General features: G+C 68.5%; 26 protein-coding genes. 17 read left to right on the top strand and 9 right to left on the bottom strand.

The annotated features are described in order from the left end of the window. Positions 1 to 48: 48 nt before the first annotated feature. The gene (locus tag OV287_RS12910) at positions 49 to 708 is read left to right on the top strand and encodes an oxidoreductase (RefSeq protein WP_267534319.1); all 660 of its coding nucleotides are present in this window, start codon (positions 49 to 51) and stop codon (positions 706 to 708) included. Between the two features lie 7 nt (positions 709 to 715). Here the strand turns inward: OV287_RS12910 and OV287_RS12905 are convergent, their stop codons facing one another. Further along, complete coding sequence (locus OV287_RS12905) at positions 716 to 1,891, bottom strand: hypothetical protein (RefSeq protein ID WP_267534318.1); 1,176 nt, start codon at positions 1,889 to 1,891, stop codon at positions 716 to 718. A 31-nt stretch (positions 1,892 to 1,922) separates the two neighbouring features. Next, on the bottom strand, positions 1,923 to 2,585 hold the full coding sequence (locus tag OV287_RS12900) for an RNA polymerase sigma factor (RefSeq protein ID WP_267534317.1): 663 nt from the start codon (positions 2,583 to 2,585) through the stop codon (positions 1,923 to 1,925). 457 nt (positions 2,586 to 3,042) lie between these two features. Between OV287_RS12900 and OV287_RS12895 the strand changes: the two genes are divergently transcribed. The 5 genes from OV287_RS12895 (at position 3,043) to OV287_RS12875 (ending at position 9,129) form a co-directional block, all read left to right on the top strand. After that, the gene (locus OV287_RS12895) at positions 3,043 to 4,611 is read left to right on the top strand and encodes a sensor histidine kinase (protein WP_267534316.1); all 1,569 of its coding nucleotides are present in this window, start codon (positions 3,043 to 3,045) and stop codon (positions 4,609 to 4,611) included. Positions 4,612 to 4,802: 191 nt separating this feature from the next. Then, positions 4,803 to 5,507, top strand: coding sequence for a metallophosphoesterase (locus OV287_RS12890; protein WP_267534315.1), 705 nt, complete (start codon positions 4,803 to 4,805; stop codon positions 5,505 to 5,507). Positions 5,508 to 5,570: 63 nt separating this feature from the next. After that, complete coding sequence (locus OV287_RS12885) at positions 5,571 to 7,664, top strand: M1 family metallopeptidase (RefSeq protein ID WP_267534314.1); 2,094 nt, start codon at positions 5,571 to 5,573, stop codon at positions 7,662 to 7,664. A gap of 8 nt (positions 7,665 to 7,672) precedes the next feature. Further along, positions 7,673 to 8,722, top strand: coding sequence for a hypothetical protein (locus OV287_RS12880; RefSeq protein ID WP_267534313.1), 1,050 nt, complete (start codon positions 7,673 to 7,675; stop codon positions 8,720 to 8,722). A gap of 20 nt (positions 8,723 to 8,742) precedes the next feature. Then, the gene (locus OV287_RS12875) at positions 8,743 to 9,129 is read left to right on the top strand and encodes a VOC family protein (protein ID WP_267534312.1); all 387 of its coding nucleotides are present in this window, start codon (positions 8,743 to 8,745) and stop codon (positions 9,127 to 9,129) included. A 6-nt stretch (positions 9,130 to 9,135) separates the two neighbouring features. Here OV287_RS12875 and OV287_RS12870 read toward each other — a convergent pair whose 3' ends face one another. From OV287_RS12870 to OV287_RS12860, 3 genes are all read right to left on the bottom strand, one after another. Further along, positions 9,136 to 9,561: an ExbD/TolR family protein gene (locus tag OV287_RS12870; RefSeq protein WP_267534311.1), complete on the bottom strand. Its 426-nt coding sequence runs from the start codon at positions 9,559 to 9,561 to the stop codon at positions 9,136 to 9,138. Positions 9,562 to 9,575: 14 nt separating this feature from the next. Further along, complete coding sequence (locus OV287_RS12865) at positions 9,576 to 9,995, bottom strand: ExbD/TolR family protein (RefSeq protein WP_267534310.1); 420 nt, start codon at positions 9,993 to 9,995, stop codon at positions 9,576 to 9,578. 125 nt (positions 9,996 to 10,120) lie between these two features. Continuing rightward, a complete protein-coding gene (locus OV287_RS12860) occupies positions 10,121 to 10,810 on the bottom strand; it encodes a class I SAM-dependent methyltransferase (protein ID WP_267534309.1) in 690 nt (229 codons plus the stop codon). A gap of 135 nt (positions 10,811 to 10,945) precedes the next feature. Here OV287_RS12860 and OV287_RS12855 point away from each other — a divergent pair, with 135 nt between their 5' ends. The 6 genes from OV287_RS12855 (at position 10,946) to OV287_RS12830 (ending at position 19,606) form a co-directional block, all read left to right on the top strand. Beyond that, positions 10,946 to 12,916, top strand: a complete 1,971-nt coding sequence (locus OV287_RS12855) for a hypothetical protein (RefSeq protein ID WP_267534308.1) — start codon at positions 10,946 to 10,948, stop codon at positions 12,914 to 12,916. 185 nt (positions 12,917 to 13,101) lie between these two features. Further along, positions 13,102 to 13,743 carry a hypothetical protein gene (locus OV287_RS12850; RefSeq protein ID WP_267534307.1) on the top strand — a complete coding sequence of 214 codons (642 nt, stop codon included), beginning with the start codon at positions 13,102 to 13,104 and terminating at the stop codon, positions 13,741 to 13,743. A 72-nt stretch (positions 13,744 to 13,815) separates the two neighbouring features. Continuing rightward, positions 13,816 to 16,155: an acyl-CoA dehydrogenase family protein gene (locus OV287_RS12845; RefSeq protein WP_267534306.1), complete on the top strand. Its 2,340-nt coding sequence runs from the start codon at positions 13,816 to 13,818 to the stop codon at positions 16,153 to 16,155. 236 nt (positions 16,156 to 16,391) lie between these two features. Next, positions 16,392 to 18,164, top strand: a complete 1,773-nt coding sequence (locus OV287_RS12840; protein WP_267534305.1) for a VWA domain-containing protein — start codon at positions 16,392 to 16,394, stop codon at positions 18,162 to 18,164. Positions 18,165 to 18,180: 16 nt separating this feature from the next. Continuing rightward, the gene (locus OV287_RS12835) at positions 18,181 to 19,170 is read left to right on the top strand and encodes a hypothetical protein (protein ID WP_267534304.1); all 990 of its coding nucleotides are present in this window, start codon (positions 18,181 to 18,183) and stop codon (positions 19,168 to 19,170) included. 46 nt (positions 19,171 to 19,216) lie between these two features. Then, positions 19,217 to 19,606, top strand: a complete 390-nt coding sequence (locus OV287_RS12830; protein WP_267534303.1) for an MPN domain-containing protein — start codon at positions 19,217 to 19,219, stop codon at positions 19,604 to 19,606. A 59-nt stretch (positions 19,607 to 19,665) separates the two neighbouring features. Here OV287_RS12830 and OV287_RS12825 read toward each other — a convergent pair whose 3' ends face one another. Beyond that, on the bottom strand, positions 19,666 to 22,074 hold the full coding sequence (locus OV287_RS12825; RefSeq protein ID WP_267534302.1) for a glycoside hydrolase family 31 protein: 2,409 nt from the start codon (positions 22,072 to 22,074) through the stop codon (positions 19,666 to 19,668). Between the two features lie 102 nt (positions 22,075 to 22,176). On the opposite strand from OV287_RS12825, the gene OV287_RS12820 reads away from it, so the two are divergent. Further along, a complete protein-coding gene (locus tag OV287_RS12820; RefSeq protein ID WP_267534301.1) occupies positions 22,177 to 22,443 on the top strand; it encodes a hypothetical protein in 267 nt (88 codons plus the stop codon). 12 nt (positions 22,444 to 22,455) lie between these two features. Here the strand turns inward: OV287_RS12820 and rnk are convergent, their stop codons facing one another. Further along, entirely contained in the window at positions 22,456 to 22,884 is a 429-nt protein-coding gene (gene rnk / locus OV287_RS12815; protein ID WP_267534300.1) for a nucleoside diphosphate kinase regulator, read from the bottom strand. Between the two features lie 115 nt (positions 22,885 to 22,999). Beyond that, positions 23,000 to 23,656, bottom strand: a complete 657-nt coding sequence (locus tag OV287_RS12810) for a DUF2231 domain-containing protein (RefSeq protein WP_267534299.1) — start codon at positions 23,654 to 23,656, stop codon at positions 23,000 to 23,002. 504 nt (positions 23,657 to 24,160) lie between these two features. Between OV287_RS12810 and OV287_RS12805 the strand changes: the two genes are divergently transcribed. From OV287_RS12805 to OV287_RS12790, 4 genes are all read left to right on the top strand, one after another. After that, complete coding sequence (locus OV287_RS12805; RefSeq protein ID WP_267534298.1) at positions 24,161 to 24,652, top strand: hypothetical protein; 492 nt, start codon at positions 24,161 to 24,163, stop codon at positions 24,650 to 24,652. An 86-nt stretch (positions 24,653 to 24,738) separates the two neighbouring features. Next, positions 24,739 to 25,677, top strand: coding sequence for a DUF1684 domain-containing protein (locus OV287_RS12800; RefSeq protein ID WP_267534297.1), 939 nt, complete (start codon positions 24,739 to 24,741; stop codon positions 25,675 to 25,677). A gap of 96 nt (positions 25,678 to 25,773) precedes the next feature. After that, complete coding sequence (locus tag OV287_RS12795; protein WP_043394189.1) at positions 25,774 to 26,019, top strand: hypothetical protein; 246 nt, start codon at positions 25,774 to 25,776, stop codon at positions 26,017 to 26,019. Between the two features lie 12 nt (positions 26,020 to 26,031). Continuing rightward, a complete protein-coding gene (locus tag OV287_RS12790; protein ID WP_267534296.1) occupies positions 26,032 to 26,610 on the top strand; it encodes a HesA/MoeB/ThiF family protein in 579 nt (192 codons plus the stop codon). A gap of 16 nt (positions 26,611 to 26,626) precedes the next feature. Here the strand turns inward: OV287_RS12790 and OV287_RS12785 are convergent, their stop codons facing one another. Beyond that, complete coding sequence (locus OV287_RS12785) at positions 26,627 to 26,860, bottom strand: hypothetical protein (protein WP_267534295.1); 234 nt, start codon at positions 26,858 to 26,860, stop codon at positions 26,627 to 26,629. Between the last annotated feature and the right edge of the window lie 30 nt (positions 26,861 to 26,890).

Raw genomic sequence — 26,890 nt, 5'->3', positions numbered from 1 at the left:
TGAAGCGCCCCTGGCGCCAGCGCACGGGTTGTGCTGAGCATCCCGCGCATGGAAACGCAAACACGCACCGCGCTCGTGGCCGGCGCGAGCGGGCTCGTCGGAGGCTTTCTGCTCGACGCGCTGCTCGAGGATCAGCGGTACCGGGAAGTGCACTCGCTGGGCCGCCGTCCGCTGCCCCGGCAGCACCCGAAGCTCGTCCAGCACACCGTGGACTTCGCCCGGCTCGGCGATGAAGCGCTGCCGCCCGCCCAGGATGCCTTCTGCACCCTGGGCACCACCATCAAGAAGGCTGGCAGCCAGGAGGCCTTCCGCGCCGTGGATCATGACGCCGTGCTGGCCTTCGCGAGCGCCGCGAAGAAGGCAGGCGTGCGGCGCCTCCTCGTGGTGACGGCGCTCGGCTCCAATGCGCGCTCGCGCGTCTTCTACAACCGCGTGAAGGGAGAGACGGAGGAGGCCCTCAAGGCCATGGGCTTCGAGTCGCTCGTCATCCTCCAGCCGTCGTTGCTGCTCGGCGAGCGCGCCGAGAGCCGTCTGGGTGAGCACGCGGCCATCATCGCCTCGCGAGTGCTCGCGCCCCTGCTGCGCCCGCTGGCCAGCCGCCCCATCGAGGCCCGCACCGTCGCGAGGGCGATGGTCTCCCTGGCGCACACGGCACCTGGCGGTGTGCGGCTGGCTCCGTCGGGAGAATTGCAGGAGCTCGGCCGGTAGGGCGTACCTAAAAGGAGAAGTCGCGCTCGAAGATCTCGTTGTTGCCCACCCGCACCATGAGGTGGGCGCTGCGACCGCCACCGGTGCCGAGGTCAAACTGGAGACCTTCAGGGCCTTGTTGCGGCTTGAGCGAGGGCTTGCCGGGAGCCAGGAAGACGGCCGCCGTCACGGCACGCCCCGCGAGGGGTTGAACCAGGAGCCGGGCCCGCTGACGCTCTCTCACGAGCACCACGCGGAACTCTCGCCGCTCCTCCAGGACTTCACGCTGCTCGGGATGGCGCGCGGCGCCGGGCCTGCGCGCGGGGGGCTCCGCGGTGCGCGAGGTGCGGGCCGAGGCGGCGGGCTGCTCGTCCAGCGCCTGCTCGATGGCCTCGTCTCCCTCCTCCAGCGCCCAGATGGCCTGTGCACACTCGATGCATTTCTCCGTATGTCCATCCACCCAGTTCAGCTCCGTGGCCGACATCAACCCCATGTCGAAGCGCCACAGGTCATCCGCACTCAGGTGCCGCTTGGGGGGAACTTCGACGGTCTCACTATTCGCCAGGTCCGCACGGCAATCCGAGCAACTCTGCAGGTGCGGCCCTGGCCGCTCGGGCCGGCTGCTCAGCGCGGCGAGGAAGTCGTCACAATCCGCGCGCTCCGTGAACCACCAGGCCCGGGGCCGCTCGGCCGTATCGAGGATGTCGCGCTCAGCCCGGCGTTGCGAATTCAACGGGATGAACCAGCGGGCCTTGGGACGGAGCGCGGCATCCAGACGTCCCAGGCCGTCGCGAAACGCCTTCAACCGCGCTGCCGCCTCTCCATCGAGCGCCCCATGAATTGATTCCCACTCGCCGATGGCGCGCGCGGCGGACTCGGCCCTGTCGCGCGCGGTAAGTCCGTCCATGGAGGAGGTGCGCCAAACCTCGGCTTCTTCGCCTTCCTCTCCCAGCGCGGCCTCGGCGGCTTCTTCCGCAGCGCGCAGCAGCGCGGGCTGAAGTGCCTCGGGCTTCTGCGACCGCAGCCAGCCGTCGATGTCCGCGCGGGTCAACCCCCGAAGGGCCTGCTCGACGCCCTCTCTGCCCAACCGCTCGGCGCGCCGGAGAACGTCTCCAATCGCCTCGAGCGAACCGCCGTTGGAAGCACCACCCCGGATGAGCTGCGCACGCCGGGCCTGATAACGAGAGAGTGTGTCGACGACCATGTAAGTACCCTCCTCCGGGTACGTGGGGGGCTCACTCGTGCCCGCCCTCCTGCTGGAGGTCGAGCAGATAGAGCCGTAGGTAGGCCTGTGCGCGGCTGACGCGCTTGTACGAGTTGACCACGCTGATGTTCAGGCGCCGGGCGCATTCCTCGTGGTCCTCTACGTCCTGGTGGTGGTACAGGTCCCACGCACCAGCTTCCTTGGGGTGCTCCTGCTGCAGGCGCTCGAAGGCACGCCAGTAGAGCTCCTGCGCCTCGGAGCGCTCCTCGCTGCGCCGAGACAAGTCCACCGCGCGAGCCACCTCGGAGGCTGGCTCCTCCATGACCTCATCGGGGTCCGACGCGGCAGGCGCGAGGTCCTCGCGCTGGCGCCGGTAGAAGTCGATGGCCACGTGCTTGACGATGCGCAGGAAGAACGTCTTGGGAGACGCGCTGCGCCCGGGCATCTGCTCGGAGACGCCCCGGAACTGGTCCAGGCCTCGGTCGAGGAACTTGCCGACAGCGTCCTGATAGAGCTCGTCCGCGTCCGCCGGAGAGCCACGGCCGTAGCTGGCCTGAATCTTGGAGATGACATAGCGGGCCGGACGGGCCCAGCGCTCACACAGCGCACCAAGGGGCGCCCCCACCGCGTCGCCGCCGGCGCGGCGCTGGAGCACCTCTGCGAACAGTTCGTCATCCGTGAGATCGTCGAACACCAGAAGGTCCTCGAAACGCCGCCTGGAAGGATGAGCCACCTGCCTGAGCAGGGTGGGGTTCGGTGAAACGGCGGGTCAAGGTAGCACGACGGCATCCGAAGGCGGTCTCCCGATGACACGGTCCCCGAATGTCCGACAGAGGGCACACGAGGGGTACTGGAGGACAGGGACGGAACCCGCTCGGGATTCCTGACACCGGGGATTTTCCGTCCCATTTCCGGGCAGTTTTCGGCTCCGGGCCCCGGCCGGGCAGGCTTCGCCCCGGGTGCCAGGTGGCCCGGACGACCCGGGAAGCCCGAGAGGTTGCCCAAATGTCCCCCCTGGAAACCCGGCAGGGGGAGGAGGACAGGGCATGTGGGGACCCCAGCCTGAAGCCGAACCCCCTCCCGCTCCAGGCCAGACCCACGAGAGTGACAGCGAGCGCATGCTACGCACCCTGCTGGGAAATCTACGGGGGATGGCCTACCGGTGTCCCAATGATCCCCGCTACCCCCTGATGTACGCCAGCCCGGGCGCCCTGGAGCTCACCGGGTACAGCCCCGAGGAGCTCACCGAACACGTCGTGCTCTGGCGGTCGCTCATCCACCCCGAGGACGTCCAGCAGGTCTGGGAGGGAATCCAGAGGGCGCTCGCCTCGCGGAGCCCCTTCACCCTCACCTATCGGATTTACACGCGCAAGGGCGAGGAACGCTGGGTGTGGGAGCGCGGGGTGGGCCTCGGCGAGAGCCCGGACGGGGTGCAACTCCTGGAGGGCTTCATCACCGACATCACCACCTTCAAACGCGCGGAGCACCGCCAGGCCTTCCTCTCCTCGGTGAGCGAGACCCTGGCCAGCTCGCTCGACTACGAAGACACGCTGGCCCATGTCGTGCAGCGGGCCGTGCCGATGCTCGGAGAGGGGTGCTTGCTGGACATGGTCGAGCCGGAGGGCCCCATGCGCCGGCTGGCGGTGGCGCATGTGGACCCGACCCGGGCGGAGCTGGCGTGGGAGCTGGCCCGGAGCTACCCCCAGTGGCGAGAGGATGCAGGCGGACCCGGGGCTGTCGTCCGTACGGGGAAGACCGAGCTGCTGGAGGACGTCTCCGACGAGTGGCTCATTGAATACGCGCGTGACGCCCGGCACCTGGAGTTGCTGCGCAAGACCGGAGTCAGCTCCGTGCTGACGGTGCCCCTGCACGCCCGGGGCCGCACCCTCGGAGCGCTCACCTTCTTCCACTGCTGTGCCAGGCACCGCTATGACCCGGAGGATCGACTTCTGGCCGAGGACCTGGCGCGCCGGGCCGCGCTCGCGGTGGACAACGCCCGGCTCTACCGCGAGGCCCAGCTTGCGGTGCAGCTCCGGGACGAGTTCCTCTCGGTGGCCTCGCACGAGCTGAAGACACCGCTCACACCCCTGCACCTCAAGCTCACCGCCCTGTCACGTGAGCTGCCGCGGTGCGGCGCTGGGGACACCCGCACCGAGGCGCTCCAGCGCCACGTGGAGGTGGCCAAACGCCAGGTGTACAAGATGTCCACGCTCATCAACGCGCTGCTCGACGTCAGCCGCCTGTCGCGGGGGAAGCTCAAGCTGGAGCCCTCGGACACGGACCTGGGCGAGGTGCTGTGCGAGGTGACGGCCTGGTTCGCCCCCGAGGCGGCCCGAGCGGGCTCGGAGCTGCGGGTGGAGGCCTGGCCACATGTGACGGGCTGGTGGGACCGGCTGCGGCTGGAGCAGGTCGTCACCAACCTCATCTCCAATGCCATCCGCTATGGCGCCGGCCGCCCCATCCATGCCCAAGTGGAGGTGGTGGGAGCGCGCGTCCGCCTGGTGGTGCGCGACCAGGGCATCGGTATCGCGCCTGATGCCTTGGAGCGCATCTTCGGCAAGTTCGAGCGAGCCGTCTCGGAGCGCCACTCGGGAGGCCTGGGGCTGGGGCTCTACATCACCCGCAGCATCGTGGAGGCCATGGGCGGCAGCATTCGGGTGCAGAGCCGCCCGGGAGAGGGCTCCACCTTCACGGTCGAGCTGCCACGCCGTCAGGAATGAGCGAGACTCCACGTCACTGGAGGCGAAGCGAATTTTCGGGCACCCGGCCGAAGAGGCCCTACAAGCCTTGGTGGTTCGACTCCACCCACCTCCACTCTCATGGGGGTGACGCCGGCGGTCGGCACTGAATTTGGGATTCAGACAAACCGGCTTCTTCACTCGGGTGCCCACTTCTTCAAGGAAGTATCATCATGTCCCGCACCATCGTCATCGGAGACCTTCACGGGTGCTACGACGAGGCCCTGGAGCTGCTCGACAAGGTGGGCGCCACCTCGAGTGACCGGATCATCTTCACGGGTGACCTGGTCGACCGCGGCCCCAAGCGCCGCGAGTGCGTCGAGCTGGCCATGCAGCACGAGTCCATCCTCGGCAACCACGAGGAGAAGCACCTGCAACAGCGCCGCCGCAAGGACGCCGACCTCATCCCGGACCACCTGGAGACCCGGCAGGCCCTCGGCCCCGAGCACCTCGACTACTTCGCCACCCTGCCCCATTTCATCCTCCTGCCCGAGTACAACGCCGCCGTGGTCCACGCGGGTGTCCTGCCCGGCAAGTCCATCGCGAACCAGGACCCCTACCACCTGCTGCACGCCCAGTGTGTGCGGCCCCCGGAGCGCAAGAGCTTCTGGCCCTCGAAGGCGCCAGCGGACTACCGCTTCTGGACGCACCACTGGAAGGGCCCCGAGCGCGTCATCTTCGGACACACCGTGTTCGACCGGCCGCTCGTCACCGAGTACGCGGTGGGCATCGACACCGGGTGCGTCTACGGCCGCTCGCTCACGGCGGTGGTGCTCCCCACGTGGGAGCTCGTCTCGGTGCCGGCGCGACAAACGTACCGGGGTGGCAAGGACGTGGCCCTGCTCCCCGTCCACGGCGACGTGAACGTGTTCTCGTGAGCCGCGGCGAGCCGCATGTGAGGCGGGTCATCCACCCCGCCCGCATGCGAAGCTCCCGCCCCGATGACACGCGTCCTCTCCTTGCTGCTGCTCCTGGGTCAGGTGCCCGCGCTCGCCGCGGAGTCACCGGCCCCTCCCGCTTTTGACAAGCAGGGCCGCACCCTCGGCCCGCCCCTCTCCGAGCGCGTCACCGACTACGAGATCGACGCCCGGTTGGACCCCTCCACCCACGCGCTCACCGGTCAGGAGACTGTCACCTGGCGCAACCGGAGCGCCGAGCCTCAGGCCACGCTGTGGTTCCATCTGTATTGGAACGCCTTCAAGAACGACCGCTCCACGTTCTACCGGGACTCCAAGGCGATGGGAGGCATCCGCAACGAGGACGCGAACTCCCCCTCCTACCCCGAGCGCAAGAAAGACGAGTGGGGCTACTCGAACGTGAAGGCCCTGAGGGTGAAAGGCGGGGCGGATCTGCTGCCCACGCTGCGCTTCGAGCATCCGGACGATGACAACGCGGAGGACCAGACGGTCTTCACCGTGACGCTGCCCGAGCCGGTGCCTCCCGGCGGCCAGGTGACGCTGGAGCTCGAGTGGGAGGCGCGCGTGCCCAAGGTGATCCTCCGCGCCGGCCGCACGGACAGTGGCTTCTATCTGATGGGCCAGTGGTTTCCGAAGCTGGGCGTGCTGGAGGTGCCCCCCGAGGGCGGCGCCACGAGCCCCCGCTGGAACTGCCACCAGTACCACGCTGCCTCCGAGTTCTACGCCGACTTCGGCACCTACGACGTGCGCCTGACGGTGCCCCAGGCGATGAAGGTGGGCGCCACGGGCGTGCTCGTGGATCGCCGCGAGAATCCGGACGGCACTCAGACGCTGCGCTACCACCAGGATGACGTGCACGACTTCGCCTGGACCGCCTCGGAGCGGTTCGAAGTGCTCGAGGACGTGTTCCGCTCGCCGGGCCTGCCCGAGGTGGGGCTCACCGTGCTCGTGGACAGGAACCATCTCCGCTCGGGGCCGCAGCTCATGGCGTCCGCCAAGGCGTCGATAGAGCACTTCGGGCGATGGTGGTCCCCGTGGCCATACTCGCACCTGACGGTGGTGGCCCCTCCTACGGACGGCACACCCGCGGGCGGCATGGAGTACCCCACCTTCATCACCGCGGTGGGCCGCGCCGAGCCGGGCGAGCCCAAGGACTTCATCATCTGGCAGACGGTGGCGCACGAGTTCGGCCACAACTACTGGCAGGGACTGCTCGCCTCGAACGAGTTCGAGGAGCCATGGCTGGACGAGGGCATCAACAGCTATGGGACCTACAAGCTGTGCCTTGCCGAGGACGTGAGGGCCAACCCGGCCGATTTCCTTCCCAGCCCCCTGCGCGGATGGGTGGGACCCCTGTTCGCCCAAGACTGGGATGAGCGAGACCGGATGCGCGGCATGAGCGGCCTGCGCGAGAACTCGCCCATCATCCAGGCCTCGTGGCAGTACCGGAGCCGGGGAGACTATTTCCGCAACGCCTACAGTCGTCCGCAGCTGACGCTCTTCGCCTTGGAGCAGCTGGTGGGCGAGGAGACCATGGCGCGCATCATGCGCACCTATGTGGAGCGCTGGAAGTTCCGCCACCCGCGCGGCGAGGACTTCTTCGCCGTGGTCAACGAGGTATCCGGGCAGGACCTCGGCTGGTTCTTCGACACGTTCTTCCGTGGGACGGGCGCGCTGGACTACGCGGTGGGCCCAATCGAGTGCGAGGAGCGCGCCGGGAAGAAGGGCCTCTTCGACGACGGCAAGGGCGGCGTCCTGCTGGTGGAGCGCGAGCCTCGAGACGCGGCGAAGGACGAGCCGGTGAAACGCTGCGAGGTGCAGGTGAGCCGACTCGGAGACATCCGCATCCCGGTGGACGTGAGGGTGACGTTCGCGGATGGCTCGTCGCTGGTGGAGCGCTGGAACGGACAGGAGCGCTGGAAGCGCCTGAGCTTCGAGCGCACCGGCAAGGACGCCGGCCTCAAGCAAGTGGAGCTCCACGGAGTCAACGCGCTGGACATCCAACCGGCCAACAACTCGCAGACGAAGGACCTGTCCGGCCACGTGGCTGTCTCGCTGTTCGGCTGGACCACCTACGTGAGCCAGATGCTCTCCACCGCCGCCTCCCTCTTCCTCTGAGCCACGCCATGAACCCCTTCCGTTCGATTCTCACGGCGCCGCTCAGGGCCTTCTCCGAGCTGAAGCTGCTCGGCGTGCTGCTGGTGGCCAACCTGTGCATCTCACTCGTCCGGTCCGTGCCCGTCCTCCTCCCCGCCATCGGCCAGTTCGGACACTCCCTCGCCGGCCGGGACCGGCCCTTCCCCTCGCCCGAGGCGGTGTTCGACTTCAGCAAGCAACTCGCCCAGGGCGGAGGCTCGTTCCTCGCGGGCCCGCTCCTGCTGGGCACCCTCTTCGCCTTCGGGCTCCAGCTCGTGCTGGCGGGCGGCATCACCTCGCGGCTGTGCTCGCCGGGACGCTTCTCGCTGGCCGACTTCGCCCGCGACTGCGCCGCCCAGCTCGGCCGCAACCTGCGCCTGCTCGGCTGGGCGATACTGGGGCTGCTCCCAGTGGTGGGGCTGGGGGTGCTCGCCACCGTCCTCCTCTCCCGCGCGGGGAAGCCCACGCTGTTCACCCTTCCGGGCGAGCACTGGGCACTCGAGAACCCCTTCACCTTCTGGAGCGTGGCGCACCTGGCCCTGATGGTGGTGCTGTTCGCGCTCTGGCGGTCGAGCTTCGACCTGGCGCGCGTCCAGCTCTACGCGGACGACCAGCGCAAGACGCGCCTCGCCGCCTGGCGCGCACTGAAGCAGATGGTGCGCTCCCCGGGGGCACTCCTCAGCTATATCGCCGTGGGCCTGCTGGGCCTGGGGATGGTGCTCGCCTTCGCGCGACTGCACGCGGCGGTACAGGTGACCAGCACGGGGAAGGCCTGGCTGGCGCTGCTGGTGGCACAGCTGGTGGTCGCCGCACGGCTGGGCTTCTCGATGGCCACCACGGCCGTCACCGTGGAGGTCTACCGCACCATGGCTCCGCTGACCGTCCAGGCCCCGGTGGAGCAGCCCGCCTCCACTCCCGAGGCTCCTCCCCTGGCTCCAGCCCCCGAGGCAAACGCAGCCGAGCCGACACCCCTGCTCGCCGACACGCAGAACGTCAGCGCGGAGCCGAGGGCTATCGGGGATGATGCAGGACGTTCCTGAACCCCCCCTGGGAGGACTTCATGCATCGCAGCCGGCTCGCTGCTTTTGTCATCGATTGCAAGAGCGAGGACGTCGAAACGGCCACGGCCTTCTGGAGCAAGGCCCTCGGCAGACCCGTCGCGCCCCACACACCAGAGGACAACAAATACCGCGAGCTCTCGGCGAAGGCCGAGGAGCCGATGATCCTCATCCAGAAGGTGGATCATCCGAGCCGCATCCACCTGGACATCGAGACCGATGACCTCGAGGCCGAGGTGAAGCGGCTGGAGGCGCTCGGAGCAAAGCGGGTGGAGTTCATCAAGCGCTGGTGGGTGATGGAGGCGCCGACGGGCCAGCGCTTCTGCGTCGTCCGCCCCCAGCGCGGGCCCCTGGAGTCCCACGCCAACGAATGGAAGGGCGAGGGCTGACGCACCTCAAGGAGGCGCGGTCATGATGCCGAGCCCCTCCGCGCCGGCCTGCTTGGCTCCATCGAGCGCGGCCACCACCTTGCCGTAGGGGGCGCGGTCATCCGCCGTGAAGAACAGGAGCCTGTCTCCCGCGCGTCTGGCGGCCAGGACGCGCGTCAGGCGCGGGATGTAGTCCGCCTCGCTGATGGGCTCGTTGTTGAGCGTGAGCTGGCCCTCGGGAGAGACCGCCACCACCACCTGTGAGGCCTCGGGAGCCGAGGACTCTGTCGCTTCGGTCGCGGGGAGCTTGACGTCGAGCTCCCGGTTCAGAAGCGGGGTAACGACCATGAAGATGATGAGCAGCACGAGCACCACGTCCACGAGCGGAGTGACGTTGATGTCCGCGTTCGCCTGGCCTTGAGGCAGCACGAGCTTCCTGTTGCGGGTATCCATGGCGTGCCTCCTCGTTACGGACTCTTCGGCTGCACCACGCCAATGGCCACGCCCTTCGCACCGGCACTGCGGGCCACGTCCATCACCTTGCGCACGTCCCCATACGAGAGCGCCTGATCCGCCTTGAGCAGCAGGCGGCGGTGGGGCTTCTCGCGCAGCTCCTGCTTGAGCCGCTCCTGGAGCGCCGCGGCGTCCGCGTAGTGCTCGGCCTCGACGAAGGTCTTCTTGTCCGGGGTGACCGAGACGATGAGCGGATCCTCATGCTTCTCGCCATTGACGTGGGTGGCATGGGGAAGCGTCACGTCCTTGCCGCGCTGCATCATGGGCGTGACGACCATGAAGATGATGAGCAGCACGAGCACCACGTCCACGAGCGGGGTGACGTTGATCTCGGCCTTCATACCGCCCCGGCCACCACCGACGTTCATTCCCATGGGGATTCGCACTCCTGTGTGAGGGGGAGAATGAGTCCACCGTACGCAGGCGCACGAGGGCGTTGGCCGACGCCCTCCCATGCTTTCGTCATCGTTGTGTCACGGCGCCGAGGCGCCAGAGGCACTCAGCTCCGGCGCAGCACGAAGATGTGGCAGTCCCCGCCCTTGAGTCCCCGCAGGAGCGGGCCGACGAGCCGCGTGAGCAATCGGTTGGGCAGGCGGGTCACCGAGGGCTCGCGGCGGTTGAACGTGTGCTCCACCTGGACGAAGCCCGTATCGCGCACCATCCGCTCGAACATATGGGTGTGGATGGGCGTGATGTGGGTTGGATCATTGAAGCGAGGATCCTTACCGAACATGCGCAAGCTGCCCGTGGCCAGGTACTGCAAGCGGGCGGGAACGTTCTCGATGTTGGGCGTCGTGAGGAAGAGGAAGCCTCCAGGCTCGAGCAGCTTGTGACACTCCCGGAGGAAGGCGCGCGGGTTCTCCAGATGCTCGATGACCTCGACGGAGGTCAGGGCAGCGAAACGCCCCGAGAGCTTCGCGGCGAACGGCTCGTTGAGGTCGGCCACCACCAGCTCGGCCCCTGAGAATCGATAGGAGTCCGCATCCCGCTCGACGGCGACGACCTGGTGCCCGAGTGCCTTCAGGCGCGCGGCCCAGGCGCCCGTGCCCGCCCCGAGGTCCGCCACCCGCCCGGAGGCTGGCAGGTGCCGCCGCAGGACGGAGATCAACCCCTCGTGGAGTCCATCGATGGTGCGGGCCTGCAGGTCCGCAGGAACCGCTTCGTTCTTCTCCTGAATGCTGGCGTGCATGGCTCCCGCTTCCGACGCTCGTTCCGGAAGTCTAACCCGGCAGGGCCCCGACCCAGAAGCTCGGCCCGAGCGAGGGAATCGCCCCCCGCGGCCCAAAGAAAAATGCGGTTAGGCTGCGTTCCGCGAGTGCGCGACATGAGGACTTCCTCTCTCCTTTTCATCCTGCTGGTGGTCACGGGGGCCGCGTGCCGGAGCCATACGGATGGTTCGGGCTCGCCCCTGGACTTCGCCATGCGGGTACCGGGCCCCAACATGGCATGCGCGCCGGCCGGGGTGATGGAGGGAGCGAGCGAAGTGCACGCCCAGGCCTGGACGGCTACACGAGAGCTGAAGCGCAAGGGAGCCTGGCTGGAACTCGGGCTGCGTGTGGAGGGCAAGCGGGTCCGGTTGCTCACCGTACACAAGCACGAGGGCACTGGCGGCGAGGCGGGCCCAACGGACGCGGAGGGTTTCCGCAGCCTGCTGGAGTGGGCGCTGTACCGGTACGCGCGAGAAGAGACTGGCGAGGTGGTGCTAACACTGCGGCGGGGCGAGGGCATGTGGAGGGAGGAAGAGGACTCCACCGGCCCGGTGCTCTCGGCCACCCTGCCCCAGGCGCCCTATGAGGTCTTCCTGCGTCATCAGCGCGAGAAGCCACCGCCCGCTGGCCTCTCCCAAGAGGAGCGCAGCCAGCGCCTGACGGCTCTCAAGAGGCTGGAACAGTGGCTGATGCTTCAGACGGAGGAGGCGTTGAAAGAGGCGCCTTCTCCCTTGGAGAAGTACGTCACGCTATTGGAGGAGGAGCGGCAGCGCGAGGTGCGCTGGCAGGCGGTGCAGCGCAAACTGGCCGAGTACGAGCATTGGGGCATGAAGTTGCTGGACACCTACGCCCCGCCTCCTCGCCGCCTGGCGCCGGGCTATCTCTTGAGCGAGTCGCCCCTGCGCGAGCAGTCACTGCGTGCACTGGGCAATGCCACGCTGGCCTGGGCCTACGCGCACACAGAGGACCCTGACTTCCTGAAGCGCACTCCGGACGAGGTGGCGCTCTACCTGCTAGCGAGCCGCTCGGCCCTGGCAAGCGCGGTGCAACTGGGCCGGATGGCACCGGTGCACCTGGACTACAACGAGGCCTTCGACCCGGAGGTGTACAAACCCGAGGAACTGTTGGTGGAGGTCCTGGTGGGCCTGACACCGGGCTCGGGCGAGGTGGCCGACGCACGAGCCGCCGTCACCGGCAGGAGCATCACCGAACACCGGCTCACGAGCACCGAACGCATGGTGTGCGCGCTGGCGGTGCTGGTGCCCTTCGTCGCCGGTTCCGTGCTGCTACGGGGTGGCGACGAGGGCGTGGAGCAACTGGCGCTGCTCACCGGCCGGAGCCTGGACGAAGTGCGGGTGCTCTCCCGGGTGGCCTCGCATCTTTCTCCTGGAGACGCGAAGGAGATAGAGCGCCTGATGGCGGCCGCATCCCGGGGCCACTCCTTTACGGAGGAGGAGTTCCAATTCCTCCAGCGGGTGGCGCGTGGGCTGGAGGCTCCGCTGCGGGAGGCAGCCGGGGCGCTGAAGGCGGGCCAGAAGGTGCCGCTGCTGGGCGTGCGCATGCTGCCAGATGGAAGCCGGCTGCTGCCCGGTACACCCGCCCATAAGGCCCAGCGCTGGGTGGACTACCAGTTCCGCCACCCGGAGAAGTACCACCGCTTCACCTTCCAGCCAGACTCCGACTGGGAGCGCATGTACGAGTCCATCCTCAAGAACCGGCCGGCGGGCAACGCCTTCGAGGATGCCATCCTCCAGACAGGAAGATACGAGCGCAACAGCGCGATGATGATGCCTCCGCCGGGCAGCCGCGCGCAGGGCTTCATCCCGGACTCGGTGAAGGGCAACCCGGCGGAGCTGGTGTGGGGCCAGCCCTACCCCTTGGTCGAGGCCAAGGCGCGTCAGAAGCTCTCCCTCTCTGGAAACCTCGAGGCGATGCTCAGGTACGTAAATGAATACGGAGGTCACATCGAATTATGGGTTCGTTCGGCTGCTCATCCCCAAGGAGCCACACACCTTTCAAAACCGCTCATGGACCTTTTGAACGAACTGCAAAGTAAAGGTAAGGCGCGCGTGATGCGCTACCCGTGATCCCCTTCTCCTGCGCCATCGCCATGCCTATCAAATACTTCAAAACCCAGATTGGACTCCCACCCGGCCGCCCGTCTGGTGAAGTGATAGGGAAAGTCCTTGAACTCATTCTCTGTAGATACCGATGGTTCGAGCCCAGGCGCTACGGTTACGCATCCCTGGCGGAGCCCATTGACCCAAGCAACATGGAGCTTGACCCACTCGTCACTTACTACAAGGAGCATGGCAGCCTTTGTGTTGCAGCGCGCACCGATCGTGACTTCATCTGGCTCAGTCCCAGCCTCACCGTTGATCCACCCTTCACGGGAAAAATCAGCTGGCAGACGTCCGTCACCTCCGCATCGAAAGCCGCCTGGCGCGCGGCGCATGCCCAGCAGGTGGCGGAGCTGATGCGCCTCGTCCGGTCGCCCCTGGCCCTGGCTGGGTTGGATACAGATCTCCACGGCAAGCAATGGCGGCTCGTCCACAAGAGCCTGCCCACGGAGACAGGAAAGGACTTCACCTACTCGGAGGAGGAGTTCATCGTGCGCGACTACAGCGAGGGGCTCCCGGGGCTCGTCTGGCGCAACTTCTACGGGCCTCCCTTCATCCGCATGTTCGGCGAGCGCCTCGACGCAGTGCCCTCCGAGTGCCGCAAGCCCCTCGGAGAAGACCTCGTCCTCGTCCAGCCCTATGAGCTGCCGACCGAGGCTGGTACCGAGACCGGAATGGCCCGCGAGCGCGAGCTCATCTCCCTGCTCGGCCCCGAGTGCTTCTACGACCACGAGCGCCGCACTCTCCCGACCCGCCGCCCCGTCCTCGACTCACTCGGTCAGCCCGTTCACTGAGCTGACAACCCTCGACGCCAGGGCGGTCCCGCGTGCAAGCTCTGCCCTGCCCGAACCTCTGGAGAGAAGCTCATGGCCATCGATGATGTGCAGGGCCCATCCGCGCGGGAGTTGCTGTCCCTGCCCCGCCTCGCTCCCCTCATTCCCATGCTCTACGTGGCCTGGACCGACGGCGAGCTGACACCAGAGGAGATCCGCGCCCTGGGCGCCGCGGCCCGCTCGCAGCGCTGGTTGGACCTACGCTCCACCGCCGTGCTGGCCCACTGGTTGGATCCCCTCAATCCGCCCAGCCCCAGCGCCCTGGCCCAGGTGGGCGAGCACATCCGCCGCACCTCCGAGCGTCTCTCCCGCAGCGACCAGAAGAGCCTCGTGGAGCTGGGCGCCCAGCTGGCCGAGGCCATTGGTGGCAAGGACGCCCTACCCGCTCCCATGCCCGAGCTGGCCCGAGACCTGGCTCCGCTGGAGACCGCGCTCGGCGTGTCCGGCGTCGAGGCCGTGCGCACGCTCGTCCCCGTCCCCACGCTCCGCTCCGTCAAGCCGGCCGAGCCCCACTCCTTCAGCGTGGATGCAATGAATGCCGTGCTGGAGCGCACGTACTCCGCCGAACGCGCCCGCGCTCGCGAGTGGCTGGCCGACCCGAGCTTCCGCTACGTGGATGAGCGGAACACGGCCGCCTACCGCGCCCAGGTCCTGACCTGGTTGAAGGAGCTGGCCGGGCGCGGGCTGGGCAAGCTCGCGTACCCGGATGACCTCGAGAAGGTGGACCTGGGCCGCTTCATCGCCGCCTTCGAGACGTTGGCCTACTTCGACCTGAGCCTCGTGGTGAAGGCGGGCGTGCACTTCGGGCTCTTCGGCGGAAGCATCTACTTCCTGGGCACCGAGCGACACCACCGGGAATTCCTGCCCAAGGTGGCCTCGGTGGAGCTGCCCGGCTGCTTCGCCATGAGCGAGCTCGGCCACGGCTCCAACGTGCGGGACGTGGAGACACTGGCCCGCTACGACGCGGAGCGCGGCGAGTTCGTGGTGCACACGCCCTCGGAGTCGGCGCGCAAGGAGTGGATCGGCAACGCAGCGCTGCACGCGCGCCTGGCCACGGTGTTCGCACAGCTCGAGGTGAATGGAGAGCGCCACGGCGTCCACGCGCTGCTCATTCCCCTCCGTGACGAGAAGGGCCAGCTGACTCCCGGGGTGCGCGTGGAGGACTGCGGCCTGAAGATGGGGCTGAACGGGGTGGACAACGGGCGGCTGTGGTTCGACGGCGTGCGCATCCCGCGCGAGAACCTGCTGGACCGCTTCTCGCAGGTGAGCCCCGAAGGCCAGTACACCAGTGCCATCACCGGTGTCTCCAAGCGCTTCTTCACCATGCTGGGCACGCTGGTAGCGGGCCGGGTGAGCGTGGCGTGCGCGGCGCTGAGCGCGGCCAAGAGCGGGTTGAGCATCGCCATCTCGTACGGTGACGAGCGACGGCAGTTCGGCCCGGCCGGTGCGGAGGAGGTGCGGCTGCTGGACTACCAGGCGCACCAGCTCCGGCTGCTGCGCCCGCTGGCCACCACGTACGCCCTGAACTTCGCGCTCGAGCACCTGGTGAAGCGCTACGTGGGACGCACGGAGGAGGACGCGCTGGAGGTGGAAGCCCTGGCGGCGGGCCTCAAGGCCTATTCCTCCCGGCACACCACGCGCACGCTCCAGGTGGCGCGCGAGGCGTGCGGCGGCCAGGGCTACCTCGTGGCCAACCGACTGCCCTCGCTCAAGGCGGACACGGACGTCTTCGCCACCTTCGAGGGTGACAACACGGTGCTGTTGCAGCTCGTGGCCAAGAGCTTGCTCACCGGCTACCGACAGCAGTTCGAGGACGACCGCGTCTTCACGGTGATGCGGCTCATCGTGGACCGGGCGTCGGGCGCGCTCGGGGACCGCAACCCCTTCTCGGTGCGGCGCACGGGCAGCGAGCACCTGCGCGACGGGGACTTCCAGCTGCGTGCGCTGCGCTTCCGGGAGTCGGATCTGCTGGCCTCGGCGGCGCGGAGGCTGCGTGAGCGGCTGAGCGCGGGGGTGGACTCCTTCGAGGCGTTCAACCAGTGCCAGGACCACCTGTTGGCACTGGCGCACGCGCATGTGGAGCGTGTGGTGCTGGAGCGCTTCCTCTTGGGCCTCGCCGAGGTGGAGGACCCCGCGCTCAAGACGATGCTCGGACGGCTGTGCGACCTGTACGGCCTCGGCTGCCTGCAGGACGCGAGCGGGTGGTTCCTGGAGAACGACCACATCGAGGGCGCAAAGGCCAAGGCCATCCGCAAGGAAGTGACGCGGCTGTGTGCCGAGCTCCGGCCCGACGCGGTGGCACTCACGAAGGCCTTCGGCATCCCGGACACATGCCTGGCAGCCCCCATCGCACTGGGCAGGCCGTCGCCGTAGGGCGACCTTGCACGTCCACCTGCCGCTCGGCGGCCCGGCCGAGAGCCCGGGCACGCCCCGCCACTGAAATCCCCCGTCAGGAAGCCCGGAGAGCGTCGTCCTTCCGGGCAGAACGAGACATCGCGCCCGGCCGACCCGGCCCAACACGCCCAATTGACCTGAAACGTCAATTTGACCATCCAAGTCAAATCAATGGCCGGGTCACTCGGGCGCGACCTTTCCTGGAGGGGCAGCACATGACGACGCGCAACCAGACCACCCCTACGCTCCCCGAGGCCCAGCGCGGCCCGGCGGAGAAGCTCCTGGACCTGGTCCTCGGGGGCTCCGCCCACCTGTGGCACAACCGCCCGGGTCTGGACGTGAACGGCGTCTGGCATCCGGCCCAGGGCGCCAGCGCGGACCTCGTCCGCCGCGGCACCCCGGTGAAGCCCGGCCTCTTCGTGCCCGCCGCCGTGAAGCTCTACCGCCAGCTGCTGGACATCTACCGGCTCAACACGGACCTGATGGCGCACTTCGCGTCCTACGCGCTCACGCAGACGGACTGGCGTGACCTGAAGGTGGCCACGTGCGCGCTGATGCTCGTGCAGAGCCACTCCGGTCAGCCCGTGCGCGAGGACGACGGCTCCATCGCGTTCCTCGACGACGACTTCCGCGTCATCGGTGAGGCGATGATCCTCCACTACGAGCGCAAGTCCACGCGCATGCTCACGCCCAAGGCGGTGCTGCGAGTGGCCGAGCTGCTCGAGACGCCGGAGATCGCCCGCCTCAACCGAGAGGCCGGCTTCGGTGACCCCGCGTCCCGCAAGCCGCCCCTCGGCCGGTGGAAGAACGTGGCGACGAAGTGGCTGCGGCTGCGTGAGCAGAACCTGCCCATGCTCCAGGGCCTGGTGAAGGCTGGCTACAAGGAGACGATGAAGAGGACTGCCCGCAAGGCCGGTTACAAGCCGGTGACGCAGGCCTTCTTCGAGGTGCTCGGCTGGAAGCAGAAGCAGGCGGCCGCGGGCCACCGCTCGGTGGGCCTGGAGGGTCTCAACCTCGTCAAGCGGGAGCGCTTCGATGGGCTCTCGGAGGCGGAGATCTGCGAGTGGATTGAGCTGGAGCGCCTCTCCTACAAGGAGGTGGTGGGCCGGCTGCCCAAGGACATGGGCCTGACGCCGGCCATCATGGCGGCGCTCTTGCCCTCGCTGTCGGACCGCGATTTGCGCATCCTGACACCGACGCTCGAGGAGCTGGGGTTGATGTCGGACCCGGCCATCCGCGGGCGGTGGGAGAAGGCGGTGCAGACGGCGACCGACCAGCGGGCGCTCCACATCGTGAAGAATGTCCGCAGCCAGGAGCTGAAGGCGAAGCTGGAGGAGGCGAGCGACAACGCGGCCAAGGCGGCGGTGGCGGAGGCGACGGCGGAGATGGACGTGAGGGTGATGTTCCTCATCGACAAGTCCGGCTCCATGGAGGGCGCCATCGAGCAGTCCAAGGAGGCGCTGTCGCGAATCCTCGCGGGCTTCCCGCTGGAGAAGCTGCACATCGCGTCGTTCGACACGATGGGCACGGTGCTCAAGCCCAAGGCGGCGAGCCGGGCGGCGGTGCAGCACATGCTGCAGGGCATCAAGGCGTCGGGCGGCACGACGCACGCGGCCGGTGTGCATGCGCTGCACCGGGCGGGAGTGCGGGTGCCGGAGGAGGCGAAGCTCATCTGCATCGTCGTAGGTGACGAGGCGGGTGAGGCGGGTGACCAGTTCGCCCGGGCCTTCCGCGAGTGCGGCTACAGCGTGGCCGCCATGGCGATGTTGGTGAGTGTGGCCAGCGCCGCCAACCGGGGCAACACCGTGCGCACGTGCGCGGGGCAGCTCCGGGTGCCGTTCAGTGAGGTGTCGGTGGACCAGTTCGAGGACCCGTACCAGGTCCCCCGGGTGCTGAAGGCGTTGATGGACGCGCCGACGGCGACCGGTGCCAGCCAGTCCGGCTGGGTCGAGCGGGTGATGCGCACGCCGCTGCTGAAGGTGGCGTGAGAGAGGAGTGGGTGTCGTGGACTACCGGAAGTTCCTCGGGAAGGTGGAGTCGGCGGTGTTGCCCTACTTCGGTGGGGCCTCTGTCGACGCGCCCTCGCGGCGCCTCCGCGTGTCCACGCCGCCCGCTCCGGGCTGGTGGCGCTTCGACGTGCAGGGGCGCACCGCCACCGCGAGGGAGCCGGCCGGGCCGGAAGGGCTCGACGGGCTCCCGCTGGTTCGTGGACATTTGTGGGGTACGCGCCTGGTACGAGAGGGAGCGGTGGCCGAGCCGGTGCACCTCCTCCCCGAGGAGGAGCCACCGCGCTTCTCGCCGCTGCGCGCCCGGCGCTGGCATGACGGCTCGCTCGTCTTCGAGGAGATCGAGTTCGAGGGCGAGGCCGAGGGTACCGCGCGGCTCATGTTGGAGGAGGGCCGAACGCTGGCGGAGGTGAAGGCCGTGCCGGCCTCGCTGCGTGCGGCCTTCGGTTACGCGGTGCTGGAGGGCGCCTCGCGCGCACTTGGCATCCGGTTCTCCCCGGTCGAGGTACGTGGACAGGTGCTGTCTGTGTCCGAGGGAGGCCGTCCTGCGGCCGAGGCTCGGCTGCGGGCACTGGCCACGGAGCGTGAGGCCCACGTGCGGGCGGTGGAGGCACGGCTGCTGGCCCTGGAGGCGCAGCAGCGGCGAGTGGAGCAGGAAGCTCGGCTCCACGCGGAGCTGGCACGGCTGGGGAGCCGTCCGCGTCATCTCGAGCGTCAGGCCCGGGGCGCTACACGGGTGGAGCAGGCACTGGAGTCAGCGGGAGCGCGGCTGCTCGACACGCGGCGGCTGGGGAGCGATCGGCTCGAAGTGACGTTCGGCTTCATGGGCGAGCGCTTCATCAGCATCGTGGAGGCGAACACGTTGCAGGTGGTGGACGCGGGCATCTGCCTCGCGGGGTCGGACCGACAGGTGAACCTGGAGAGCCTGCCCTCGGTCATCCGCGAGGCCATCGAGGACGACGTGCTGGTCATTACCCGGCACGCTTGAGACGCCCCTCTCCCTCTGGGAGAGGGGCGGGGGTGAGGGTCTTCCCATGAAACCGCGCGAGGTCTGCTTGCTCATCGGCCGGAGCGGAACGGTGCTGTGGAGCGATGCCTCGGACAGTCCTGTGCTGCTGCCAGACTCTCGCGCGCGCTGGGAGGCCATCTGGCGGCTGCGAGGAGAGTTGGAGGAGATCGCTCACAGCCACCCGGTGGGTCCGCTGGGCTTCAGCGCCGAGGACGAGACGACGATGGCCGCGCTCACTGAGGCGCTCGGGCGACCCATGCGCTTCTCGGTGGTGGCACCGGACGGCATGGTGGTGCGTGAGGACGGCAAGGACGTGCGAGTGACGCAGGAACCCGCCTGGGCCGCGCTCCTCCGTGTTGACTCCGGCATGCGCGCACAAGACCTCTGCCAGGTCCAATCCCTTTCAGTGAAGTGACCGAAGAGGATGAATATCCCCTCTCCCGAGGGGAGAGGGGAAATGGTCAGCACATGTGCTCAGGGGCGCTCCTTCGTCAGCACCTCCAACCGCTGCCACTCAGCGTCCACCGTGAGTTCGAGTACTCCGTCTCGCACGCGGTGCTCCCTCGCCCCCACCACCTCACGTGGCGCTGGCAGTCCGTAGAGGCACAGCGTCTCCGTGTCGCGAGCCAGAGGCAACGATCCCTCCGTGCTCCTCTCCAGCACGAAACGATCCCCTACCCTCTCTCCGGACAACCGCGTCAGACGCGACTCGCCGTAGCCCTCGCCCGCATCCTCGTACAAGCGCGCATCCACCCGCTCCGCCACGTGCACGTGCCACGTAAGTTGGGACCAATTGGCCGAGGTGGTGTGCAACGCAGGCTCGGTGAGGGCCAGCGCGCCTCCCGCCCGCAACCACAGCGGCACCGTGCCCAGTGGCACCAAGGCGATGACGTGCTGGCCACCCTCGGTCACCTCCCCCGGAGCGCCCAGGTTGAAGAGTGGAAGCCACCGCCCCTCGGGCAGGTACACGAGCCGCCGCATCACGCCCTGACGCACCACCGGGGCCACGAGCAGCTCCCTCCCGAAGAGAAACGCATCGTCCGTGCGCAGCGCCTCCTCATCTCCCGGCGCGTACATCACGAGCGGGCGCATCACCGGCAGGCCCTCCACGGACGCCTCGTGTGACAGTGTGTAGAGCGTGGGCATCAACCGATAGCGCCGCTCCAGACACTCGCGCGCGATGGAGAGGTACGGCTCGCCGAAGCGCCAGGGCTCTTGCGGAGGGGTCCCCTTTCCCGAGTGGTTGCGCAACAGCGGATAGAAAGTACCCGCCTGCATCCAGCGCACGAGCAGCTCCCCGCTCGCACGCCCGAGGAAGCCAGGCACGTCCACCCCTGCGAAGGAGACACCGGACAAGCCCAACCCCAGCAACATGGTGAGGGAGAGCTCCAGGTGCGCCCAGTAGCTGGAGTTATCCCCCGTCCACATCGCCGCGTAACGCTGGATGCCAGCCGAGCCCGCGCGCGTCAGGATGGAGGGCCTCCGCTCAGGGGCTAGCTCACGCATCCCCTCGTACGCCGCCTGCGCCATACCGAGCGCATAGACGTTGTGCACCTCCAGGTGGCGCCTGTGGCCGTGCCGCGCATCGTGCGGCAGCGTGGGCCCCTCCACTTTCCCCAGGTGCACCGCCGGGGCCGTCCGGATGTCGAAGGTCTCCCGGCCGTTGAGCAACGAGAAGCAGGCCGGCTCGTTCATGTCGTTCCAGAAGCCCGCGATGCCCGCCTCCAGGAAGCCCTGGTGCCACCGGCCCCACCACCTGCGTACCTCCTCGCGGGTGAAGTCCGGGAAGGTGGCGGGCTTGGGCCATACCTCGCCGAGCAGCACGCTGCCTCGGTCATTGCGCACCAGGTAATCCCGCGCGAGCGCCTCGTCATAGACGCCGTACCCCGGCTCGGCCTTCACCGCTGGGTCGATGATGGTGACCAGCTTCACTCCCTGCTCGGCCGCCTCGCGAGCCAGGCCCGCGGGGTCCGGGTAGCGGGTGCGATCCCACGTCCAGACCTTGTAGCCCTCCATGTAGTCGATATCGAGGTACACGCAGTCCAGTGGGAGGCCGTGTGCCCGATAGCCGTGAATGACGGAGCGGATGTCTCCCGCGTTCTCGTAGCCCCAGCGTGACTGCTGCGCGCCCAGACTCCACAGCGGCGGCAGTGGGGGGCGTCCAGTGAGAGCGGTGTAGCGGCGCACCACGTCCCCGGGCATCGGCCCGGCGAAGAGGTAGGTGTCCAGCTCGGGACCGGCGGACTCCCACTGCACGAGCGAGGCATCCTCGGCCCCCACGTCCACCTCCATGCGCCACGACTCGTCGAGAAAGAAGCCCCAGGCGAGCCCCTCGCGCAGGCCGAGGCAGAAGGGAATGGACTGGTAGAGCGGGTCCGTGTCCGGGTGGTGCGGCATCACGTCCGTGTTCCAGAAGACGAAGTGCATGCCGCGCTTGTTGAGTGCCCCCACCTTCTCTCCGAAGCCCAGCCAGGCCTCGTCCGGCGGCGCGTGCAAGGCGAGCCGCGAGCGGAAGCGGTCGACGGGGTAGTCCGGCATGACCTCGCCGGAAAACTCCTCACACCGGGCGAGTTCCCGGCCAGCAGCATCAAGCAGGCGCCAGGTGCCCTCAGCCAGCGACACCACCAGCGAAAGCTCTTCCGTCACCACCACCGCCACCCGGCCCTGCTCCTCGCGCCGGACCGAAAGCGGCAGCTCCCGCTGCTCCACGACGGCCCAGGACTGTTTGGGAGGCAGCTCGCGAGGCCCGGACGCGGTGTGCTTGAAGGCCGGGAGGTGTCGCAGCCGCAACACGCCGGGCAGGGGACAGCGCACCTCCAGCGCGGCACGTGGGCCCCAGAAGGTGACACGGGTCGGTTCGACGGAGAGGTCTTCGAGGCGCATGGACGCCGGAACCTAGGCACAGCGCCGTCCCCACCGGCAGCCCTTCACGGCGCTCGCGTTGACTACCGGCAGGATGCGCGCGCACGAGCTAGGATGGCGCCCGTGAGCACGGACAACCTGGAAGACGGCGGACGCACGGATCGCTGGCAGAGCCTCGTGGCGGGAGCCTTCCGGCTCGAGGAAGCACTGAGTGCCAAGGAAGGCCCGGGAGTTGGAGCGGGAACGACTGCTCCCGCCCTTCTCTACCTGGACAGCCTGCTCGAGGTCTTCCCCTCGAGTGTGGATCCGCTGGAGGACTTCGAGGGCTACGCCGTCCGGCGGATGGTTCTCGCCCTGCGGCACGCCCTGGAGCAACAGGGCGGCCGCTGAGCCCTGCCAGGACTACAGGTTGTAATGCCCCGCCGCTTCGGGCTGGTAGGGCACGGCGACGATGCGCAGGCGCTTGCGGCTGCCACCGGGCATGGGCCACTCGATCTCCTGGCCAACGGAGAGCCCCAACAGCGCCGCGCCAATAGGGGCCAGCACGGAGACTCGCCCCTCCGCTACGGACGCCTGTCTCGGATAGGACAGCGTCACCTCGCGGGTCTGCTGAGCGGACTCGTCGAGGTACACCACCCGGCTGTTCATGGTGACCACGTCCGGCGAGACCTCGGTGGGCTCGACCACCGTCGCCCGGCCCAGCTCCGCATCGAGCGCCTCCGCAGCCTCGAGGCTCCGTGCATCGGCAGCCGTATCAATGACGGTCCGCAGACGATCCAGGTCCTGCGACGTCACCACGATTCTCGGCTGCGCCCCTCTCTTGTCCGTCATGTGCATGCGCGTTGGCCTCGGCAACGGGTAAAGCGCCCATTGTCCGCATGCAGCAGCGGGAGTCAATCCATGACGACGGACAGAGGGCGGTAGTAGCCCTCTGCCCGGAGGCGTCTCACACCGGCCGGAGCTCGGGGCGGACATCACTCGGGCTGGCCGAGGGCTGCTCCAGCTTCTCTTCCACGGCCTTCACGCCAAACGCGCTGGGGTCGAGCCGCTCGCGGCCGGTGAAGACCTGACGGGCCCGGCCCAGCAGCCAACCGAGGCCCTTCACCGCGTCGCGCAGCAGCCGCGCGGGCGCCTGGCGCGAGGTCAGCGAAGGGCTGAGCAGGTCGAGATCCTCGCCCTTCATGGTCAGCTCCTTCACCCCCACGCCGTGCGTGTACACCATCTCGCCGCCCAGCCAGCCGGTGTAGGCGGCCAGTGCGAACGAGCCCAGTCCCACCAGGCTGGAGACCAGCGACGAGCGATGCCCCGTGCGCCACACGGCAACGCCGAAGGCCCCCAGCACGATGCCCACGTTGCCCAGGCCGTGCAGGAACATCATGTCGCGCGAGTGCCGGTCCGCCTTCACCTCCTGCGAGGCGGCCATCCCGGCGAACCCGGCCAGCAGCCCGCTCGCCGCCGTGGTCCACCACAGCGTCCGGCCCGCCTTGTCCAGCCTCGGGTCCCCGGTGAGCGCTGCCGTCAGGTCGACCACCACCGTGGAGGGAAGCAACGCCAGCGGCGCGTGGATCAACGTCGGGTGCAGCTCGTGTACACGCATTTCCATGAAAGTCCTCCTCATCGTCCTGGGAAGCTTGGGGCGCACCGCCCGGCGGACAACCCGCCCCGCTGGACTTCTGGACACGCTGCACCCCTGACTGCACCAGCCCTCCAGGGAGGGGCAAACGAGGAAGCACCCTCCTTGTCATGGCCGCCGGGAATGCGCAGGGCCCGAGGTCGCCGCGCCCGCTGAGGCTCGCGCGGCTCGCCTTCGTTCCACACCCGCTCCGGGTTGCGCTCGGCGTTCAACCCCATCGAAGAGCGCTCTGCCCTCATCCACCCGATGCTGGCCGACAACACCACGTCCACGCATCGCCCTGTACACAACCATGCACGCGACTCGGAGCCACTTCAGACCGCGCTCCTTCGCGTTGCGCATCCCCGCGTCCGAGCATCATGGCTCCACGATGCTTACGCATTTCGTCGGGTGGAGTTCACTTCGCCCATCCAACGCTTGGGCGCTGACACCCAGTGGACCAGGCGTGGAGCGCTCTCGAAGGAGGAGCACCGTATGTCACTCGAATCGCCGCGCCCGCCGCTGGAAGCGGAACAAGCCAACACCGCCGAGTTGCTCGCCCCCACCGCCAACCCGCCGGGGCAGGTGCCCGCGTCTTTGGCACCCACCGGAGAGCCCAGTGGCCGCCGCAGGCTGGGCAAGTCGGGGTCGGCCAGGAAGGGCCGCACCGTCGCGAAGCGCAAGCCCGAGAAGAAGCGCCCGGCTCCCGCCAAGAAGGCCGCTCGCAAGAGCACGCGGGCCACCAGCAAGACCGTCCGCGCGAAGAAGGGCCGGAGAATGGAGCCAAAGGTGGGAGGCCGTAGGGCCTCGGCCCAGCAGAAGAAGAGTCCCACCAAGAAGACCGGCCCGGCCCGGAAGACCGTGGCCAAGCGTACCGCCGCGAAGACGGCCACCGCTGCCCGGCGTGCTCCTGCCGCCAAGCGGGCTCCGGCCGCCGCCAAGCGCACCACGAAGCGCACCGCGAAGCGCGCCACTGGCCGCCGCTAGGTCCGGGAAGGGCTCCCCGCGCGTCTCCTCGCTTCCCCTCCACCCAGGTGGTGGACGCGCGCCGGAGGTCTTGTCATGGTCGGGCCATGCGCATTGCACGTCTGCTCACTGTCTCGACGCTGGCGTTCGCGACGCCCACGCTCGCCGCGCCCCCGTCCAAGCCCGCCATGAAGAAGCCCGCCGAATCCAAGCCCGCTGAACCCGCGCCGTTTGACCTCGAAGCCGAGACGCGAGCCTGGCACCAGAAGCGCATCGCCAATCTCACATCCGAGGAAGGCTGGCTCAGCCTGGTGGGCCTGCACTGGCTGAAGGAAGGCGACAACCGCGTGGGCTCCGCCCCGGAGAGCGAGGTCGTCTTCCCCGCCGGGACGCCGGCGCACCTGGGCACCCTCACGCAGAAGGACGGCAAGGTGACGCTCGCCGTCCAGCCGGGGGTCTCCTTGACGCGGGCGGGCCAGCCCTTCACGGGAGGCGAGCTGGGCGCCAGCGAGAGCGAGAAGGACGTGCTCGCGCTGGGCTCGCTGCACTTCTACCTCATCCGCCGGGGTGAGCGGCTGGGCATCCGGGTGAAGGACTCGGAGGCCCCTGCGCGCAAGCAGTTCCACGGCATTCCCACCTGGCCGGTGAGCGCGGCCTGGCGCATCGAGGGCCGCTTCGAGCCGGCGACGACCCCGCGCAAGATCTCGGTACCGAACGTGCTCGGCGTGGTGGAGGAGATGCCCTCACCGGGCACCATCGTCTTCACGGTGAATGGCCAGGAGTACCGGTTGGATCCAGTGCAGGAGAACAGCACGGAGCCGCTCTTCATCATCTTCGCGGACCAGACCAACCGCACCGAGTCGTACGGGGCGGGACGCTTCCTGTACACGGACCCGCCGAAGGACGGGAAGGTGGTGCTGGACTTCAACCGGGCCTACAACCCCCCGTGCGCCTTCTCGGCCTATGCGACGTGCCCGCTACCTCCTCCGCAGAACCGGCTGAAGCTGCGCGTGGAGGCCGGCGAGAAGCGCTACGGCGACCACTGAGCGTCAGGAACCCCCACCCGTCCACGTCCCCCAGGGCAAAGCCCAGCTCGAGCGCCTCCCCACGAGGCCCGAGCCGGGCCACCAAGGAGGCGTGAGATGGCGACGCTGAACATCACCTACAACGGCCTGTCCTCGGACCTGCCCCTGGAGCTGGACGGCCACGTGTCGGACGTGGACGTGCGGCGCATCGCGTTGGAGGTAGTGCGCTCGGGCGGGGCGCCGGGGCTGCACATCGCGAACCTGCGCGAGGACGCCTTCGTCCACTACGTGGTGGACCGGTTCCGCGGTCCCCGGGGCGAGGATCGCATCTACCTGCGGCCCAAGGTGCCCTTCGGGGCGTAAGGAAGGCCCGCCATGCGCATCGTCTTCTGCGGGGTGGGGGCCATTGGCTCGACGGCGGCGGTGCTGTGCCGCAACCTGGAGGCCACGCTCGTCTTCATCGACTTCGACCGGGTGGAGTCCAAGAACCTGCTGGCGCAGGCCTTCGTGAAGCCCTCGGTGGGGAAGAACAAGGCCGAAGCGCTGAAGCTCCAGCTCCTCAACCTGCACGGGGTGAAGGCGGAGTCCTTCGGCGTGCGGGTGACGCGCGACAACGTGGCGGCGCTGTGTGGGAGTGCGGACCTGCTCGTCGACTGCTTCGACAACCAGGCGAGCCGGGTGCTGCTGAGTGACTTCGCGCGGACGGCGGGTAAGCCACTGGTGCACGGGGCCCTGGCCGCGGATGGCACCTTCGGGCTGGTGCGCTGGGATGAGCGCTTCATCCCGGACGCCGAGGACACCCAGGGCCAGGCCACCTGCGAGGGAGGAGCCCACCTGCCCCTCATCGGCCAGCTCGGCGCCACGCTCGCGCGGGTGGTGCAGGACTTCGTGAAGCACGGCGCCCGCCGCGACGCGATGGTGAGCCTCGTCGCGGTGACGCCGACCGCTCAGTAAGCCACTCCCGGGCGGCTTACTCCCGGGCGGCTTCCTTCGAGCCGACCACCGTCATGTTCATGCCGATCTGCACCGACAGCGGCTTGCCATCGACGGTGATGGTCATCTTGCCGTTGATGTTCCAGCCGAAGGAGCCTGTCGAGAACGCCTTGACCTCGGCGAGCATCTCCTGGCCGTTGATGACCACCTTCAGCGGCTCGGCCTTCTCCTGGAACTGCTTCAGCGTCACGGGGCACGGGGACTTTGCCATGGGGCGCGCACCCTATCACAACAGTTCCAG

The organism is Archangium lansingense, assembly GCF_026626635.1.
GTDB lineage: Bacteria > Myxococcota > Myxococcia > Myxococcales > Myxococcaceae > Archangium > Archangium lansingense.
The sequence above is the reverse complement of the archived record's forward strand: the minus strand, read 5'-3'. Positions and strand labels throughout refer to the sequence as shown.